The sequence below is a fragment of the Hyphomicrobium sp. genome (assembly GCF_035687085.1).
Classification (GTDB): domain Bacteria; phylum Pseudomonadota; class Alphaproteobacteria; order Rhizobiales; family Hyphomicrobiaceae; genus Hyphomicrobium_B.
On record NZ_DASRYS010000017.1, the window covers coordinates 122,005 to 136,792 of the forward strand.

At 59.6% G+C, this 14,788-nt stretch carries 20 protein-coding genes; 12 read left to right on the plus strand and 8 right to left on the minus strand.

Annotated elements, in window-relative coordinates:
* Positions 1–7: 7 nt before the first annotated feature.
* From VFG26_RS15085 to VFG26_RS15105, 5 genes are all read right to left on the minus strand, one after another.
* The gene (locus VFG26_RS15085) at positions 8–613 is read right to left on the minus strand and encodes a K(+)-transporting ATPase subunit C (protein WP_325026765.1); all 606 of its coding nucleotides are present in this window, start codon (positions 611–613) and stop codon (positions 8–10) included.
* An 11-nt stretch (positions 614–624) separates the two neighbouring features.
* Positions 625–2,736 carry a potassium-transporting ATPase subunit KdpB gene (kdpB, locus tag VFG26_RS15090; RefSeq protein ID WP_325026767.1) on the minus strand — a complete coding sequence of 704 codons (2,112 nt, stop codon included), beginning with the start codon at positions 2,734–2,736 and terminating at the stop codon, positions 625–627.
* Positions 2,737–2,756: 20 nt separating this feature from the next.
* The gene (gene kdpA / locus VFG26_RS15095) at positions 2,757–4,460 is read right to left on the minus strand and encodes a potassium-transporting ATPase subunit KdpA (RefSeq protein WP_325026769.1); all 1,704 of its coding nucleotides are present in this window, start codon (positions 4,458–4,460) and stop codon (positions 2,757–2,759) included.
* A 12-nt stretch (positions 4,461–4,472) separates the two neighbouring features.
* Positions 4,473–4,562: a K(+)-transporting ATPase subunit F gene (locus tag VFG26_RS15100; protein WP_325026771.1), complete on the minus strand. Its 90-nt coding sequence runs from the start codon at positions 4,560–4,562 to the stop codon at positions 4,473–4,475.
* Between the two features lie 372 nt (positions 4,563–4,934).
* Positions 4,935–5,420 carry a hypothetical protein gene (locus tag VFG26_RS15105; protein ID WP_325026774.1) on the minus strand — a complete coding sequence of 162 codons (486 nt, stop codon included), beginning with the start codon at positions 5,418–5,420 and terminating at the stop codon, positions 4,935–4,937.
* Positions 5,421–5,774: 354 nt separating this feature from the next.
* Here VFG26_RS15105 and VFG26_RS15110 point away from each other — a divergent pair, with 354 nt between their 5' ends.
* Positions 5,775–6,128: a hypothetical protein gene (locus VFG26_RS15110; RefSeq protein ID WP_325026775.1), complete on the plus strand. Its 354-nt coding sequence runs from the start codon at positions 5,775–5,777 to the stop codon at positions 6,126–6,128.
* Between the two features lie 53 nt (positions 6,129–6,181).
* On the opposite strand, the gene VFG26_RS15115 is transcribed toward VFG26_RS15110, so the two are convergent.
* A complete protein-coding gene (locus VFG26_RS15115) occupies positions 6,182–6,472 on the minus strand; it encodes a hypothetical protein (protein ID WP_325026777.1) in 291 nt (96 codons plus the stop codon).
* Between the two features lie 221 nt (positions 6,473–6,693).
* Between VFG26_RS15115 and VFG26_RS15120 the strand changes: the two genes are divergently transcribed.
* From VFG26_RS15120 to VFG26_RS15165, 10 genes are all read left to right on the plus strand, one after another.
* Positions 6,694–6,975 carry a hypothetical protein gene (locus tag VFG26_RS15120; protein ID WP_325026779.1) on the plus strand — a complete coding sequence of 94 codons (282 nt, stop codon included), beginning with the start codon at positions 6,694–6,696 and terminating at the stop codon, positions 6,973–6,975.
* A gap of 256 nt (positions 6,976–7,231) precedes the next feature.
* On the plus strand, positions 7,232–7,531 hold the full coding sequence (locus VFG26_RS15125) for a hypothetical protein (protein WP_325026781.1): 300 nt from the start codon (positions 7,232–7,234) through the stop codon (positions 7,529–7,531).
* Between the two features lie 118 nt (positions 7,532–7,649).
* Positions 7,650–8,009 (plus strand): PRC-barrel domain-containing protein, encoded by a 360-nt coding sequence (locus tag VFG26_RS15130; RefSeq protein WP_325026783.1) that lies wholly within the window; start codon positions 7,650–7,652, stop codon positions 8,007–8,009.
* Between the two features lie 14 nt (positions 8,010–8,023).
* Positions 8,024–8,368 (plus strand): cupin domain-containing protein, encoded by a 345-nt coding sequence (locus VFG26_RS15135; RefSeq protein WP_325026785.1) that lies wholly within the window; start codon positions 8,024–8,026, stop codon positions 8,366–8,368.
* An 837-nt stretch (positions 8,369–9,205) separates the two neighbouring features.
* On the plus strand, positions 9,206–9,433 hold the full coding sequence (locus tag VFG26_RS15140; protein ID WP_325026786.1) for a hypothetical protein: 228 nt from the start codon (positions 9,206–9,208) through the stop codon (positions 9,431–9,433).
* A 73-nt stretch (positions 9,434–9,506) separates the two neighbouring features.
* The gene (locus VFG26_RS15145) at positions 9,507–9,716 is read left to right on the plus strand and encodes a hypothetical protein (RefSeq protein WP_325026788.1); all 210 of its coding nucleotides are present in this window, start codon (positions 9,507–9,509) and stop codon (positions 9,714–9,716) included.
* Positions 9,717–9,831: 115 nt separating this feature from the next.
* Positions 9,832–10,797, plus strand: coding sequence for a patatin-like phospholipase family protein (locus VFG26_RS15150; protein WP_325026790.1), 966 nt, complete (start codon positions 9,832–9,834; stop codon positions 10,795–10,797).
* A gap of 240 nt (positions 10,798–11,037) precedes the next feature.
* Positions 11,038–11,565 carry an HD domain-containing protein gene (locus tag VFG26_RS15155; RefSeq protein ID WP_325026792.1) on the plus strand — a complete coding sequence of 176 codons (528 nt, stop codon included), beginning with the start codon at positions 11,038–11,040 and terminating at the stop codon, positions 11,563–11,565.
* A 46-nt stretch (positions 11,566–11,611) separates the two neighbouring features.
* Positions 11,612–11,890, plus strand: a complete 279-nt coding sequence (locus VFG26_RS15160; protein ID WP_325026794.1) for a hypothetical protein — start codon at positions 11,612–11,614, stop codon at positions 11,888–11,890.
* 522 nt (positions 11,891–12,412) lie between these two features.
* The gene (locus VFG26_RS15165; RefSeq protein WP_325026796.1) at positions 12,413–13,021 is read left to right on the plus strand and encodes a hypothetical protein; all 609 of its coding nucleotides are present in this window, start codon (positions 12,413–12,415) and stop codon (positions 13,019–13,021) included.
* Positions 13,022–13,229: 208 nt separating this feature from the next.
* On the opposite strand, the gene VFG26_RS15170 is transcribed toward VFG26_RS15165, so the two are convergent.
* Together VFG26_RS15170 and VFG26_RS15175 are read right to left on the minus strand one after the other, a co-directional pair.
* Entirely contained in the window at positions 13,230–13,658 is a 429-nt protein-coding gene (locus VFG26_RS15170) for a hypothetical protein (protein WP_325026797.1), read from the minus strand.
* Positions 13,659–14,036: 378 nt separating this feature from the next.
* The gene (locus tag VFG26_RS15175; RefSeq protein ID WP_325026799.1) at positions 14,037–14,300 is read right to left on the minus strand and encodes a hypothetical protein; all 264 of its coding nucleotides are present in this window, start codon (positions 14,298–14,300) and stop codon (positions 14,037–14,039) included.
* Between the two features lie 177 nt (positions 14,301–14,477).
* Here VFG26_RS15175 and VFG26_RS15180 point away from each other — a divergent pair, with 177 nt between their 5' ends.
* Positions 14,478–14,675: a CsbD family protein gene (locus VFG26_RS15180; protein WP_325026801.1), complete on the plus strand. Its 198-nt coding sequence runs from the start codon at positions 14,478–14,480 to the stop codon at positions 14,673–14,675.
* Positions 14,676–14,788 lie beyond the last annotated feature (113 nt).

Consider the following 14,788-nt stretch of genomic DNA (forward strand, 5'->3'; position numbering starts at 1 on the left):
GTCATGTTCAGTGTGCCGCGCTGCGGTCCAGAGCGAGGTTGAGCGCGAGCACGTTGATATGCGGTTCACCGATTAAACCAAAAACACGGGCTTCGATATGGCTATCGACGAGTTGCTTAACTTCTGCTTCCGGCAAGTTGCGGGCCTTGGCGACGCGAGGCACCTGGAAATAGGCGGCCTCCGGCGATATGTCCGGGTCGAGCCCGCTGGCGGTCGTCGTCACGAGATCGAGCGGCACGGGTGCCGACGGATTCTCACCCCTGAGCTTTTCGACGTCGCCCTTGACGCGATCGATGAGCGCTTTGTTTGTCGGGCCGAGGTTCGAGCCCATCGAGTTCGCGGCGTTATAGGGCTGCGGCACCGTCTTGCTCGGATCGGAAGGGTCGGGGCCAGTCGTTGCCGAAGGGCGGCCGTGGAAATATCGGTCGCTTGTGAAATTCTGCCCGATCAGTTCCGAGCCGATGACTTTCCCGCCGCGGACAATCAAGCTTCCTTGCGCCTGTTTGGGAAAGAGAGCGCCGGCAAGCCCCGTCATCGCCAGAGGATAGATGACGCCCGTCAAAACCGTCAGCGAGACGAGCAATACGAGTGCGGGACGCAAGAGTTTGAGCATCGGGGTTCCCCTTAGACGAGGTGCAAAGCGTTGACGGCAATGTCGATTGCCTTGATGCCGATGAACGGGATCAAGACGCCGCCGAGGCCGTAGATCAGAAGATTTCTGCGTAGCAGCGGGCCGGCGCCGATGGGCCGGTAGGTAACGCCTTTCAGGGCCAGCGGAATGAGGGCGATAATAATGAGCGCGTTGAAGATGATCGCCGACAGAATTGCGCTTTCTGGGCTGCCGAGATCCATGATGTTGAGAACCTGCAGCTGCGGATAGAAGGCAAGGAACATCGCCGGAATGATCGCGAAATATTTGGCGACGTCGTTCGCGATGGAAAACGTCGTCAAGGCGCCGCGCGTCATCAGAAGCTGTTTGCCGATTTCGACGATCTCGATCAGCTTCGTCGGATTGCTGTCGAGATCGACCATGTTGCCGGCTTCGCGCGCAGCAACCGTGCCGGTGTTCATCGCAACGCCGACGTCCGCTTGAGCGAGCGCAGGGGCGTCATTGGTGCCATCGCCGCACATCGCAACGAGCTTGCCCTTGGCCTGTTCGTCGCGGATGAGGCGCAGCTTATCCTCCGGTGTCGCCTGCGCGAGGAAATCATCGACGCCGGCTTCCGCCGCGATCGCTGCAGCCGTCATGGGATTGTCGCCGGTGATCATCACGGTGCGAATACCCATGCGGCGCAGCTCCGCAAAGCGTTCGCGAATGCCGCCCTTGACGATGTCTTTGAGATGAACGGCTCCAAGCAACCTGCCGTTTTTGGCAACGGCAAGCGGAGTACCGCCCAATTTGGAGATGCGGTCCGTTATGAGCTTAAGGTCGCGCACGGTTTCCGCATTGACCGCCGGGCGCAAGGCCTGCGCCGCTGATCCCATCGCCAACGGCGCCGCAGCGATAGAGGAAACGTATTTGATAACGGCATCAACTGCGCCTTTGCGAATGGACGAGTCATCGGTTTCCACGCCGCTCATCCGGCTCTGCGCCGTGAAGGGGATGAAGCGCGCCTTGACGTCTGCGATCTCACGCCCGCGCAGCCCATACAATTCCTTCGCGAGCACGACGATGGAGCGGCCCTCCGGCGTCTCATCCGCCAATGAGGAAAGCTGAGCCGCATTGGCGAGTTCGGTTTCGCTGACGCCAGGAAGCGGCAGAAACTCGGTGGCTTGGCGGTTGCCGAGGGTGATGGTGCCGGTCTTGTCGAGAAGAAGCGTATCGACATCGCCCGCGGCTTCGACCGCACGGCCCGACATCGCAAGCACGTTGAAGCGCACGAGCCGGTCCATGCCGGCGATGCCGATGGCTGAGAGTAGAGCGCCGATCGTCGTCGGAATGAGGGTGACGAAAAGTGCAACGAGCACAACGACCGAGATCGTGCCGCCCGCATAGGCCGCGTAACTCGGGATGGTCGCGGTTGCGAAGACGAAGACGATCGTCAATCCTGCGAGCAGAATATTGAGCGCGATTTCGTTGGGCGTCTTCTGCCGCTCGGCACCCTCTACCAGCCGGATCATGCGATCGAGAAATGTCGAACCTTGCGCCGCACTGATGCGCACGACGATCCAATCGGATAGGACCTGTGTGCCGCCCGTCACGGCGGAGCGATCGCCGCCGGATTCGCGAATGACAGGCGCCGACTCGCCGGTGATCGCCGATTCATTGACCGACGCGATACCCTCGATGACCTCGCCGTCTGACGGGATTGTATCGCCGGCTTCGACGAGAACGACATCGCCGACGCTAAGCGACGTACCCGGCACGAGCTTGAAGGTCTTACCCACGCCCGTCATCAGCTTGGCCTGCGTTTCGGTGCGTTGCTGGCGGAGCGCATCAGCTTGCGCCTTGCCGCGCCCCTCGGCGATAGCCTCGGCGAAATTGGCAAAGAGCACGGTAAACCAGAGCCAGAGGATGATCTGAAACGTGAAGCCTAGATGCTGGCCGCCCTGAATGACATCGCGGACGAAAATGATTGTCGTCAGTACCGACACGACCTCGAGCACGAACATGATCGGGTTCTTGATCAGTGTCCTGGGATCGAGCTTGACGAATGCCGAACCGATGGCTGGAAGGACGATCTGAGGGTCGAGCATCGTTGCCGCCGAGCTCTTCTTGCGCACGAGTGTTTCCATTTCGCGTATCTCCGAGGAAATCAGAAGAGCATGTTTCTGGTCATCGAGATCTGCTCGACGATGGGACCGAGGGCGAGGGCAGGGAAGAACGTCAGGCCGCCGACGATGAGGACGACGCCGACGACCATGCCGACAAAGAGGCCGCCGGTGGTTGGAAGCGTCCCCGCTGAGGGCGGCACTGTTTTCTTCTCGGCCATCGATCCGGCGATCGCGAGCGCCGGAATGATCATGAAGAAACGGCCGACGAACATCGCAATGGCGCCGGTGACGTTATAAAACGGCGTGTTTCCGGTAATGCCGCCGAAGGCCGAGCCATTGTTCGCTGTTGACGACGTGAAGAGATAGAGCATTTCCGAGAAGCCGTGCGGGCCGGGGTTTGCAATTGATGCAAGCGCAGCGGGAAGCACAGAAGCGACTGCCGTGAAGCCTAAGTACATGAGCGGAAGCACGAGGATCGCGAGCATCGCCATCTTCACTTCCCTGGCTTCGATTTTCTTGCCCACGTATTCTGGTGTGCGGCCAACCATCAGACCGGCGACGAAAATGGCGATCACGATGAAGATCAGCATGCCGTAGAAGCCTGCGCCGACACCGCCCACGATGATCTCGCCGAGCTGCATATTGATCAGCGGGATCATGCCGCCAAGAGCCGTGAAGCTGTCGTGCATGGCGTTGACGGCGCCGCACGAGGCTGCCGTGGTAATGACCGCGAAGAGCGCAGACGCCACAATGCCGAAGCGAACTTCCTTGCCTTCCATATTGCCGCCGGAGAGGCCAAGCGCATTGATGCCGGAAACACCCGCCGCTTCTGCCCAGTAGCAGACTGCGACGCCTGCGATGAAGAGAATGCCCATCACGGCCAGGATCGCCCAGCCTTGCTTTTGATTGCCGACCATACGGCCGAAGACGTTGGTGAGAGCCGCGCCTAAGGCGAAGATCGCCACCATCTGAACGAAGTTGCAGAATGCCGTCGGATTTTCGAACGGATGAGCGGCGTTTGCATTGAAGAAGCCGCCGCCGTTCGTTCCGAGCATCTTGATCGCGACCTGCGACGCGACCGGGCCCACCGCGATCGTCTGCTTGCCGCCTTCGAGCGTCGTTGCGTCAACGTAAGCGCCAAGCGTCTGCGGAATGCCGTCCCAAACGAGAAAGAGCGTCAAGGGAATGCAGATCGGCAGTAGAACGTAGAGGGTGCAGCGTGTGATATCGACCCAGAAATTGCCGATGTTGCGCGTCGAAGAACGCGCAAAACCGCGAATGAGCGCAACGGCGATGACGATACCTGTGGCGGCCGACAGGAAGTTCTGATGCGTGAGGCCCAGCATCTGCGTGAGATACGACAGCGTCGTTTCTCCGCCATAGTTCTGCCAGTTCGTATTCGTGATGAAGCTGACGGCAGTATTGAACGACAGATCGGGTGCGACCGCAGTCATGCCCTGCGGATTGAACGGCAACCAGCCTTGCGTTCGAAGCAAGGCATAAAGGATCAGGAACCCGCCAACATGAAAGAGTAGCATAGAGATGGTATAGGCTAGCCAATCCTGCTCGGATCGCTCGTTCACGCCTGAAATTTTATAAAGGGATGCCTCGAGTGGCCCGATGACCGGCGAAAGAAATGTCCGTTCTCCGGAAAACACTTTGGTCATGTACCCGCCGAGCGGTTTGACGAGCGCAATGACGACTGCGCAGAACAGGGCGATCTGCGCCCAACCGACGAGAGTCATTTGAGATGCCTTTCAGAAAGCTTCAGGCCGCACGAGCGCATAGACGAGATAGATCAAGAGCCCGGCCGTCACGACGCCTGCCAATGCATAATCGAATGTCATGAGCGATCCCTCACAACCGGTCGCAGGCGAAGGCGTAGCCTATCGAGAGCGCGACGAGTGCTAATCCACCTGCCACAAAGACGATGTCATACATCTGATGATCCGATCCTTTGAGAGCGCGCCCAGAGGAGAGGGCGAGCGGCGGATACGTGCCACGCGCGGCGTATGAATTCGAGCTGTGCGGATCGGGAGACTTATAAGAATCTCATAAAGATCGCGGGGCTTGCGCGATGCTTCGAGCAGCCAATTCTCAAGATGGGCGGTGAGAAATCAGATGAAGAAATGCGAATACAAAAGCGGCGCCGGCTCATGAGAGTTGATCCCTCGGAGAGCCGGCGCCGTTGACTTAGTAGATCTTTGAAGGCGGTTTTCTTACGGCGTCGTCGTTGCGCCGGATGAGGGACTGGTCGTCATGGAGCCCGTGCCGCTCGTGCTCGAGCCTGCGCCAGGCGTCGTTCCACTTCCGGTGCTCGTGCTGCTGCCTGTGCTCGTACCGGATGAGCCCATGTTGGATCCCGTGCCTGTGCTGGTGCCGGTACCTGTGCTCGTCCCTGATGAGCCGGTGTTAGAGCCCGCGCCCGGCGTTGCAGCGCCGCCTCCTGTGATCCGTGGTGTCGGCGTTAGCGGCGTCGTTGATCCAGGATTGTAATTGGATCCGCGACCCGCAGTCGAACCGGCGCCCGTGCTCGAACCAACGCCGCCGGTCGTGCCGGAGCCAATGCCTGCACCGGTGCCGGCGCCACCTGCGCCACCGCCAGCGCCGCCACCCGAAGAGCCGCCTCCGCCGCCCGAACCCGCAGCAAACACTGTGCCTGCGCTCAGCAGAACAGCAGCAGTAGCGACGAACATCTTCTTCATTGATCGTATTCTCCTCTGAAGTTGAGTTCGCTGAGTCAACGGATGCGAATGGAAGCTGTTCCGCAATGAGAATGCATCAACGGTTCTCGCGTTAATTGGAGCGTGTGCGATACCAATTGTTCCCGGAAAATGCATGTGCGCTGCACGTACAAAGTGCGATGCAGCGACGAATGTTCGTTCAATTGGAGAACTTCTACTTGCTCGTGCACATCGCAAATGCATAGCTGTGCTGACCGGGCCAAGTATCATATTGTCAGCACGTCACCCGGTGCGTTGCTGTCATCCTGGGACTGCTTGCCAGTGGGCAAGCTCCAAGCGGAAAGCGCGACCGTATCGCGCCGCAAGGTACCCACTATGACGACTCTCAAAAATATATCCGTGCTTATTGTCGATCCCAATGGCGAAGCAGCATTCGAATTGCGCCAGTCCTTCATCGCCGCAGGCGCGATTACGCACGTCGTCGCCAACCTGACGTCAGCCGAAACGATGATCGACGCAAAGTCGATCGATGCAGTCATTCTTCCTTATTCGCAAACGCCGGAGACCGTCGCGTTCTGCCGCGCCCTGGCGGCGCGAAACATTCCGGCAGTCTTCACTTCCGAGCCGCCCGCGCGCTACCCCGTCAAGCGCCGGATGTCGAACGCGATCATCGCAGTCAAAGCACTGATTGCAGAACAGGGCACGCCCGCTCATCGCGCGGTCCATTAGCGCGAGCGCCAATTGATCTGCCGGACGGCTAAGCCGTCCGGCAAATCTGCCCGTCACCGAGAGTCATCCGCTTCTTCATCGTCGGTATCATCGATCTGCTCGCTGAGGCGGTCGCGCCGGGCGTCGTGGTTTTCTATCTCGACATCCACGGCGATAGAGTCGGGTTCAGTTCCCTCGTCAGGAACGGCCTCGTTCTCATTCTCTGTTTCGTCATCGGCATCATCGTTGTCGCCGGGGTAGGACGGTGCCTCCTCGGGTGTGCCTGGCAGCGGTCCGGATACAGGTGAGGGCGCGTCCGGATCGAACGACTCTGGCTCGACGATTTGCGCTTTGCGTTTACCCATAATGGCTCCTCGATCTTCGAAATATTCCGGTCGATCGAGATAACGTCTGGGAGCAAGCTAAGGTCCCGTCCTGAGCACGGCTTAGCGGCTGCAAAACGCGTTTTCGGTGGCGCGGAACAGGCGATCAGCGGCTATTTCGGGGAGATACATCGGAACTCAAAGCTGCCGGGAACCATTTTCGGGGTGGCTGGCGCTCGCGGCTTGCAGGCGCGGCCGACGGAATGCAGGCCAAGCTGCGCGGACGAAAGATGCAACTGGCCTTTGAGGAAACGGATGAACAATTGAGGAGTAGAGCCGTGGACGTTCGTGTTTCGCAATTAGAAAGAGCATTTCAGCTTGCTCAATCGGGTCGATGCACGACAGTAGCCGATATCAAACGCAAGCTGCGTGAAGAGGGTTACCAAGACGATCAGGTCGAAGGCCCCTTGCTCTTTGGGCAGCTGAATTCGCTTATGAAAAAATCAGCCTCGCAGTCGGGCACTGGATCCGCGCAGCGCGCTTGAGTTGCCGCTTCGGCCGTGGAGCTGGAGGCACCCCGATCCCCTGCCAAACCGGGGTGCTCCGCTTACACCACGGCATTGGGGGCAGCCGCACTGAGGGGTAGTGCGTGCCGTGGCGCTTGCTTTACCAATTGCCGGTCGAACAGTTCCTCAGACCACGAAGAACTTACTTCTCACGATGGGTGCGGCTGGAACCCCAAAAGGGCGAGGGCCGTTGCCCAGTCAGCTAAGTTAATTATCGATGCGGAAGGGCAGAATAATGCGCGCAAAACACGCTTTTGTATGGGCGATCTGTGCCGCCGCCGTGGCGATCTCTGGTACCAACCAATCGCATGCTGGAGCCTCGAGTCAGCCGCCGTCCGCAGGCGCAGGAGAAAGCAACTCAAAGCCCGATGAGTCGCTGAGCAAAAAGCTTAACAGGAACGACGGCGTGCTGAAGCCGCAACAGGGCGTGGATCCGGGAATTCACCAGCCCGCGCCGGGCCACACCGGCGATGATATGCCCGTGATCATTCCGCCCGGCGAGCCCGGCGGCGATCAGAGCGTGCAACCAAAGTAGCCGAATAATGGCTCCTTTGAATGCCGATGCATCTTAGCAAGCATGCTGTCCGCCAATCGGAACAATGTCTTCAAGCTTGCGTTGGTTTTGAACCTTCGAATTCGGAAGCAGAGCGAACATGCAACCAGAAAACAGATTTCTCGAAACCAGCCAGGTCGCCGGCACCGCCGTCTACGACGGAGCCCACTCTGAAATCGGCGCCGTTGACGATCTGATCGTCGACACGATCACCGGCAAGGTTCGTTATGCCGTCCTGAGCTTCGGTGGCTTCCTTGGCCTTGGCAAAAGCCAATACGTCGTTCCATGGACGGCGCTTCGCTGGGATAGCGAACTTGAAGGGTATGTCACCGGCATCACGGAAGCGCAGCTTCAGGCGTCGCCCGATCTCGATCCACTTTCGTTGCGCAATCGCGACTCGGAAGGCCGTCTGCATGAAGCTTACGGAGCACCGACCTATTGGGAGATCGAGGCGCGCTGAGGAGCATCGGTGAGATGGAGCACGCGTCGGTGAAATATGCGAAGGGCTTTCACGTCCTTGCAGGTAACGGACGCTCGCAGGCGGCGTCTATGGTTGTGGAGCCGGGTGAAAGCGAAGGCGGGCAGAACAACTTTCATAAGGGCGCCGACCAGTGGCTTTACGTCGAAAGCGGAAGCGGCGAGGCGATCGTCGACGGTCACGCGCATCGCCTCGTGCCCGGCTCTCTTATTTTGATCGGCCATGGCGAAAAGCATGAGATCCGCAATACCGGCGATGTCGTCATGAAGACTTTGAATTTTTACGTGCCACCTGCCTATACGCGGGATGCCGAGGAGCTGCCGCCAGCGAAAGCGGAATGATGTCGCGGGCATTTGAGCGAAACTCAAGCATGCCGCGTGCGTTTTAATTCAGCTTCCTTTGGAGGACGTCTTGCACCCGGCAATGGCACTCTGGATCTGGTCGGTCTCTATGTCTCGCGTTTGGCAAGCGTCGCTAAGCGGAGCTAGCCTGCAACCGGTAGAACCCCAAACTCCCAAAAAGGCGGATCCCGTATTTGTCCGCGCCGATGCTTATTTGCACTCGGACGTCGCGAAAAATCCGCTTCCCGATATTATCCTCGACCGTCTTGCGGACCTCTATTGGGCCGAGCGGGATTCCGAGCTCGCCATCTAATTCATCGAACATCTCATCAGAAATTGAAACCGGGAGTGCCGCTAACTCCCGGAGCGCGGCTTACCGGGCTGTTTTGCGGAGTCGTCGCCAGGGGCTTCGGTGTTTTTCAGCCTTTGAAGGCGGGTCGCCAATGAGGACGGCAGTTTTTCCATGTTCAACTCAAACAGCGACTTGAGTCTCGGTCCGACCTGCCGTTCAAAATGAAACATCCAATCATCTATATCGCGTGCCACTGCATACGCTCGCTTATCAGTTTCTGCTCTATGTCAACTGGCCAACGTGTGCGTCCTATCATCGTTCCTGCGCACTTTTGGCCTAGCTGTTTTGCAGGTCGGTCGGCGCGGATCGACGGCTAAGGTCCCGATCGAGAGATGAATGACTTAGCCGGGGCGAGGCGCGAGCTTCGCCACAAAAACGTTCGCCCGCGTCAGTTCGCCAAAGGCTGTAACGACACGTGAAGGCGCCTTGCCAACGACTTGCCGCAATCTGCGGAGAATGAGTCCGGACACAGAACGGGGTGTGTCATGGGCATCGAGCAAAGAGAGAACATCAGAAACGACGTCAAACACAGCGCGGCCGACCGGATTGCTCAAGGCTTGAATCTTATCCGCGGTGAAGCCTCGCGCCTGGACAGCGCGCGGGCGGAAGGGAAGTCCTTCGAGGCCCATTTGGCGCTGAAGACGATCAAGGACGAATGCTTTCACCTGAGGCAAGTTCTGCAAGAGCTGCGCGAAGCTGGCCGCCTCGACTGAACGGCCTAGGCTAGGCTGGAACTTCTCTGGCTAGGTCTTGTTAACCACCGTAGAGCCGAGTGGAGATCCCAGCATGCGCAATACGAAGGCCGTCAATCAGGTCTATGATGTACTGAAGGCGGTATATGACCTCGAGAAGGAAATGAAAGCCGCGCCAGTCCATCTTGCGGGGGCCAATCGGGAGGAGTGCGCCAAGCACTTGGCCGAGGCGCGCCATCAGCTGCAGCGGGTTCTTGACGAGGTTTACGCCGCCGATTTCCGCGAGCGTTCAGCCGCTGCCTGACGGCGGCCCGGGTTGTGCTCAGTGCTGACCAAAGTCTAGGCCAGCCGGCATAGCGAACAAAATACCTTTCTCCTGCGTTGTCTGCTCGTGGTCATCGTGGGGAAAGGTGCCGGAAATGCCAAAGCAGAAATTCGCCCTGGCGTTGGGCGGAGGGGCCGCTCGAGGCTGGGCGCATATCGGTATTCTCCAGGCGCTCGCGGAAGCGGGACTTGAGCCGGAAATCGTTGTCGGCACGTCCATCGGTGCGATCGTCGGCGGCCACTATGCGTCGGGCCGCCTCGATGACCTCGCAGGCTTCGCTCGCGAGCTGACGCGCCGCCGGGTCTTCAGCTTCTTGGATTTGAGCGTCTCGGGATCCGGGCTGATCGCCGGACAGCGCCTTTTTGATCGTTTCGACGATCACCTGCGGGGATTGTCCATCGAAAAACTGCCGGTGCGTTTCGCAGCCATCGCGACGGACCTCGCCAATGGCCATGAAGTCTGGCTGCGGCGCGGCTGTGTCACCGATGCTGTACGCGCGTCTTCCGCCATTCCCGGCATCGTCAGGCCCGTGCACCTCAACGGCCGCTGGCTCGTTGATGGCTGCCTCGTCAATCCCGTGCCGGTCTCCGTCTGCCGGGCGCTCGGCGCCCGCGTCGTCGTCGGCGTCAACTTGACGAGCGAATTCGGGCGCGGAGGCATTTTTATCGGCGACGAAGAAGATGAAGCTGAGGAGGAGATTACCGGCGACATTGTCGTGCAGGAGGCGCCGATCACGCGTTGGAACGGCAGCGGCGCGCTGCAGCTCCTCCATCGCCAGATCTTCGGTCAACGACAGGACGGAGCCCCCGGCATTACATCCGTTATCCTGAACTCGTTCAGCATCTTCCACGACCGCATTGCTCGGGCTCGGCTCATGGGCGATCCTCCCGATCTGCTCGTCACGCCTGATCTGGCCGACATCGGAGTGCTGGACTTTCATCGCGCTGACGAAATGATCGCAAGCGGCAAGGCCTCGATCGAGCCGCACCTGCCGATGATCGAGCGCTTTCTCAAGTCACCGCCGCCGGCGTTGCTCAACACCCGTCTATTCGCCGGATAACGCAGGCGCCGGAGAGCCCTCGATATTCCGCACTGCAGCACATCGGAAGCCCGAAGTGTTTTGACTTGAGCTTTCATCCGAAATGATTGGGTGACGCACTTCCGGCTTTTCCGTGAAGGCGGGCTCGCGCGAGCGGACCATGGCACATTGCCACCCATCCGAAACTGCATCCGCATGATGAGCGTCTAACTTGCGCGTCGCGCTGAGCGACCCTTGGTTTTGAGCTGAGACTGACTTTCGATGCTGGTATCCGCGACGATCAACGAGGCGAGAGACTTCGCCGTTGAAAAGCACGGCGGGCAGGTGCGCAAGCACGATGGCCGCCCCTACATCGTGCATCTCGATGGTGTGGCCGGCGTTCTCAATGAACACGGATATCGAAGCGACGAAATTCTCTCGGCGGCTTTTCTTCACGACACGATCGAAAAGAGCGACACGACCTACGACGAGCTGAGCGATAGATTCGGCGAAACCGTTGCGGAGCTTGTCTATTGGCTGACGGACTCTGAAAAGGGGAGCGCCAAATCGCGGGCCATCCAGTCAGCATGGAGACTGTCTCGCGCGCCATGGGATGCGAAGCTCATCAAGCTTGCAGACATCATCGATAACGGAATCGCGATCGTCTCTCACAATCCAGAATTTGGCCCCACGTTCCTCGATGAGAAGCGTCTCTGCTTGAAGAAAATGGCAGAGGTTGAAACCAGCAAATTGCTGCGGCTGCCCCTCTTCCAGAAGGCAGCGACGGTCACGGAGTCCGCCTCGCTCTGAGCGATGCGCAACGCGGCGGCAGCTTGTAAAAAGATCGGAGGCTACGATGAAAAGCACCGCTATCGCCGTTGCACTTTTAGCCTTGCCGCTGAGTTCCGGCGTTCTTGCAGAAGACGTCAACCGGACAGGCCAGCCGCAGACGCAGCAGGGCGGTTCGAGCGGAACGGGGTCAAAAACCGGAGACGCCGACACGATGGGTGGCGGGACGACCGGACGGACCGAGCCTTCAGATACACCGCAACGCGCGCCTCAAAATCAAACGCACCCTGACAAGGGCCCGAAAACGAACGCTGAACCAGACTCATCCAACCAGCAGCGCAACTGACGCTCCAACTTTCTGAAGCCGCGCATTTAGCCGCTCGTGAGCAGGATCCTTCCAACCCCGCGTCCCGGGATTTTCGAATCGCACACATGTCGCAGGGAACATGTCAAGGCGGGGTGAGTACTTCCTATATCCGCGGCAGCACCTCCCCCCGGTGTGCTCCTTCTAGCCGCGGCCCCAAGCACCCTGGTCCCCCCGCCAGGGTGCTTTCATTTTGTGCTGCCGAGCTCCGCTCGCACCGAGTAACCAGCCGCTGTCCGGCCTCGAAGCAATTTGCTGAAGTCTCGCTTACGCCGCAGCACTCTCTGACCAAGAACGCAAAGCGGACCGAACTTTTTGATTGCTTCACCATTGCTCAGCGTAATTAGAACGCATACGGACGAGTGTGCTAGGCCGCGCGAACAACTTCTCTCGAACCAATGAAAAAGGGAGAGACGCGGATGAGGACACATCACATAGCATTGCCGCTCGCCTTGATGGCTACGCTGTGCATGCCGCTCGGCGCCATGGGAGGACCGGGCGGCGGTGGAGGCGGCGGTGGTCATGGCGGGGGAGGCGCCGGCGCAGCTGCGGGCGGCGGAGGCGGTCCAGGCGGAGGCGGGGGAGCTGGCTACGGTGGAGGTGGTGGCGGCCCTGGCGGCGGCGGCGGTGGTCCCGGCTACAGCGGCGGCGGAGGAGGGGGTGGCCCCGGCTACGGTGGTGGCGGCGGCCGCGGTGGTGGAGGCGGTGGCCCGAGTTACGGCGGTGGAGGCGGCCGTGGCGGAGCCGGAGGCGGTGAATCAGGATACGGAGGCGGCGGCCGCGGCGGTGGGGGTGGCGGCGGGCCCCGCGGAGGCGGCGGTGGCCGGGAGTTTGGTGGTCGCGGTGGCGGCGAACGCGGCTATCGCGGTGGAGGCGGAGGCGGTGGCTATCGCGGGGACCGTGGCGGCGGGGGAGAACGTTTCCGCGGTGGAGGACGCTTCGAAGGCCGGGGCGGACCTCGCTTCGATGGTCGCGGACCTCGCTTCGGTGGCCCAGGCCATGGTCATGGCCGCAGATTCTGGCGCGGCCGGTGGTACGCGTATGGAATTGGTCCTTGCTGGCGCTGGTCGAACTACTGGGGCGAGTTCGTTTGGGTTTGCTACTGACCCATGATCCCTTGACGATAGCTTGGCCGTTCGGACCTGACTCCGAACGGCCGCTGGAGGACGATGAATGCCAACGATGTCGGATAATCGCCGCCGGCGCATCGTGATCCGTCAGCGCAAACGTGAAAATTTGCGCAAGCGATTGGCCAAGGCCGCAAAGCGACAGCGCAACGCTAGCTAAGGTAAGTTAGCGGCCGAAGCGCCGACGACAAATCTCACGGCTGCCAGATGAGCTTCTCGTTTCTTTCGAGAATGCCGGCCAGCCGCGTCACAGCGGCGGCGTGCTGACTGAGCCGGTCTTCGAGAGCGATGGTCATGCTGGCCTTCACTGTTTCGGGCCAGCGCATCGTCTGCACAGTGTGAAGCTCAATGGAAAGCTCGGTGATGATCTCGTTGTGCCAATAGATCGCTTCTTCGACCGTGTAGGCATCGAGCGCCTTCTCGCGGCAGATCTCGAGATATTCGCTGGCTTTGATGGTAGCCGCGTGCTTTTCATCCTTTGCCACGACGCGCGATACCGTCCGTTTCGCAGCGAGCGTGTGTATAAATAGGCGGAAGTTGACGCGGTCGCTGAGCCAGTGGATCAATGAACTCGGGCGAGATCCGGCAGCTTTGGGGCCTGATTGATTTCCATCAGCTGCCATGGCGACGCTCCTAGTGAGCTTGCTGCTTCGAGCGCTGCCTCGGGATGGCTCCCCGGCCGAGGCTCAATGAACTTATGACGCGCGACGAACTGCGTTAGTTCCGCTTCTTCTGGAAAATCATCACAAAGGCACGCTCGGCGATAAAGTAATTTTCCGCCGTGAAACCATCGCGCAGCTGTTGGGTAATGCCTGCATGCTGCGTGTCTCGCACGCAGGCTCAGAGATCTGGAGAGTACCGTCTTCACAAACACGCTTCGGCGGAAAGGTATTCGTGAGTTCTCTGGTTGCCGGCAGCAAGTGCTGGCGCATGGCTCCTAGACGTGGGGTCATGGAAGGCCTCGGGACCCGCTGCGAAAGCGGGAACCGGGGCTTTTTTCTTCAGTCTTCCGGCAGCGGTGCGCCGGGAGACATATCGTCATAGTCGTAATCGTCAATCCCGCTCTCGCCGGCACTGGCACCGCTGATATCTAGACCGTAAGGATCGGGTGACTGTGCAATCTCCTCGACATCATCCTCATACGGCTGAGCATTGTCCTCATCCATATAATACGGGGCTTCGTCCGGCGGTGGCGGGCTCTGCGCCAAAGCTGCGGGACCGGCGAGACCTGTCATGAGCGCCGCTGAAATAACTAAAATTTTCATTTGGAAAACCTCGTTCGCGAGGAACTCGAAGGAACCCACTGATTACCTCAGCGGTCCGCGTTCGTTCCGCCTGTTCCATCGGTGACGTCGGGGCTTCCGATTAAGCGCAATAGCCTTCTTTTCCGGAACCCAACCTTCAGCATGCACGTTGTCAGGCCACAACAGAGGAGGACTTCCATGGATTGGGATCGCGTTGAAGGTAACTGGAAGCAGTTCACCGGCAAGGTGAAGGAAAAGTGGGGTCAGCTCACCGACGACGACATCGCTCGTGTGAACGGCAACCGCGAACAGCTCGAAGGCATCCTTCAGGAGCGCTACGGCTACGCGAAGGACCAGGCCCGTAAGGAAATCGACACCTGGTCGGGCTCGCTCTGATCGCGCTCTGATAAGGTTATAAGCACTTCAAACGAGGAAGGCCCAATCTTTGGGCCTTTCTTTTTGCCTTGGCAGATTAGAATGGCGTATGAGGTCGCGCGATTCTAGTGCTG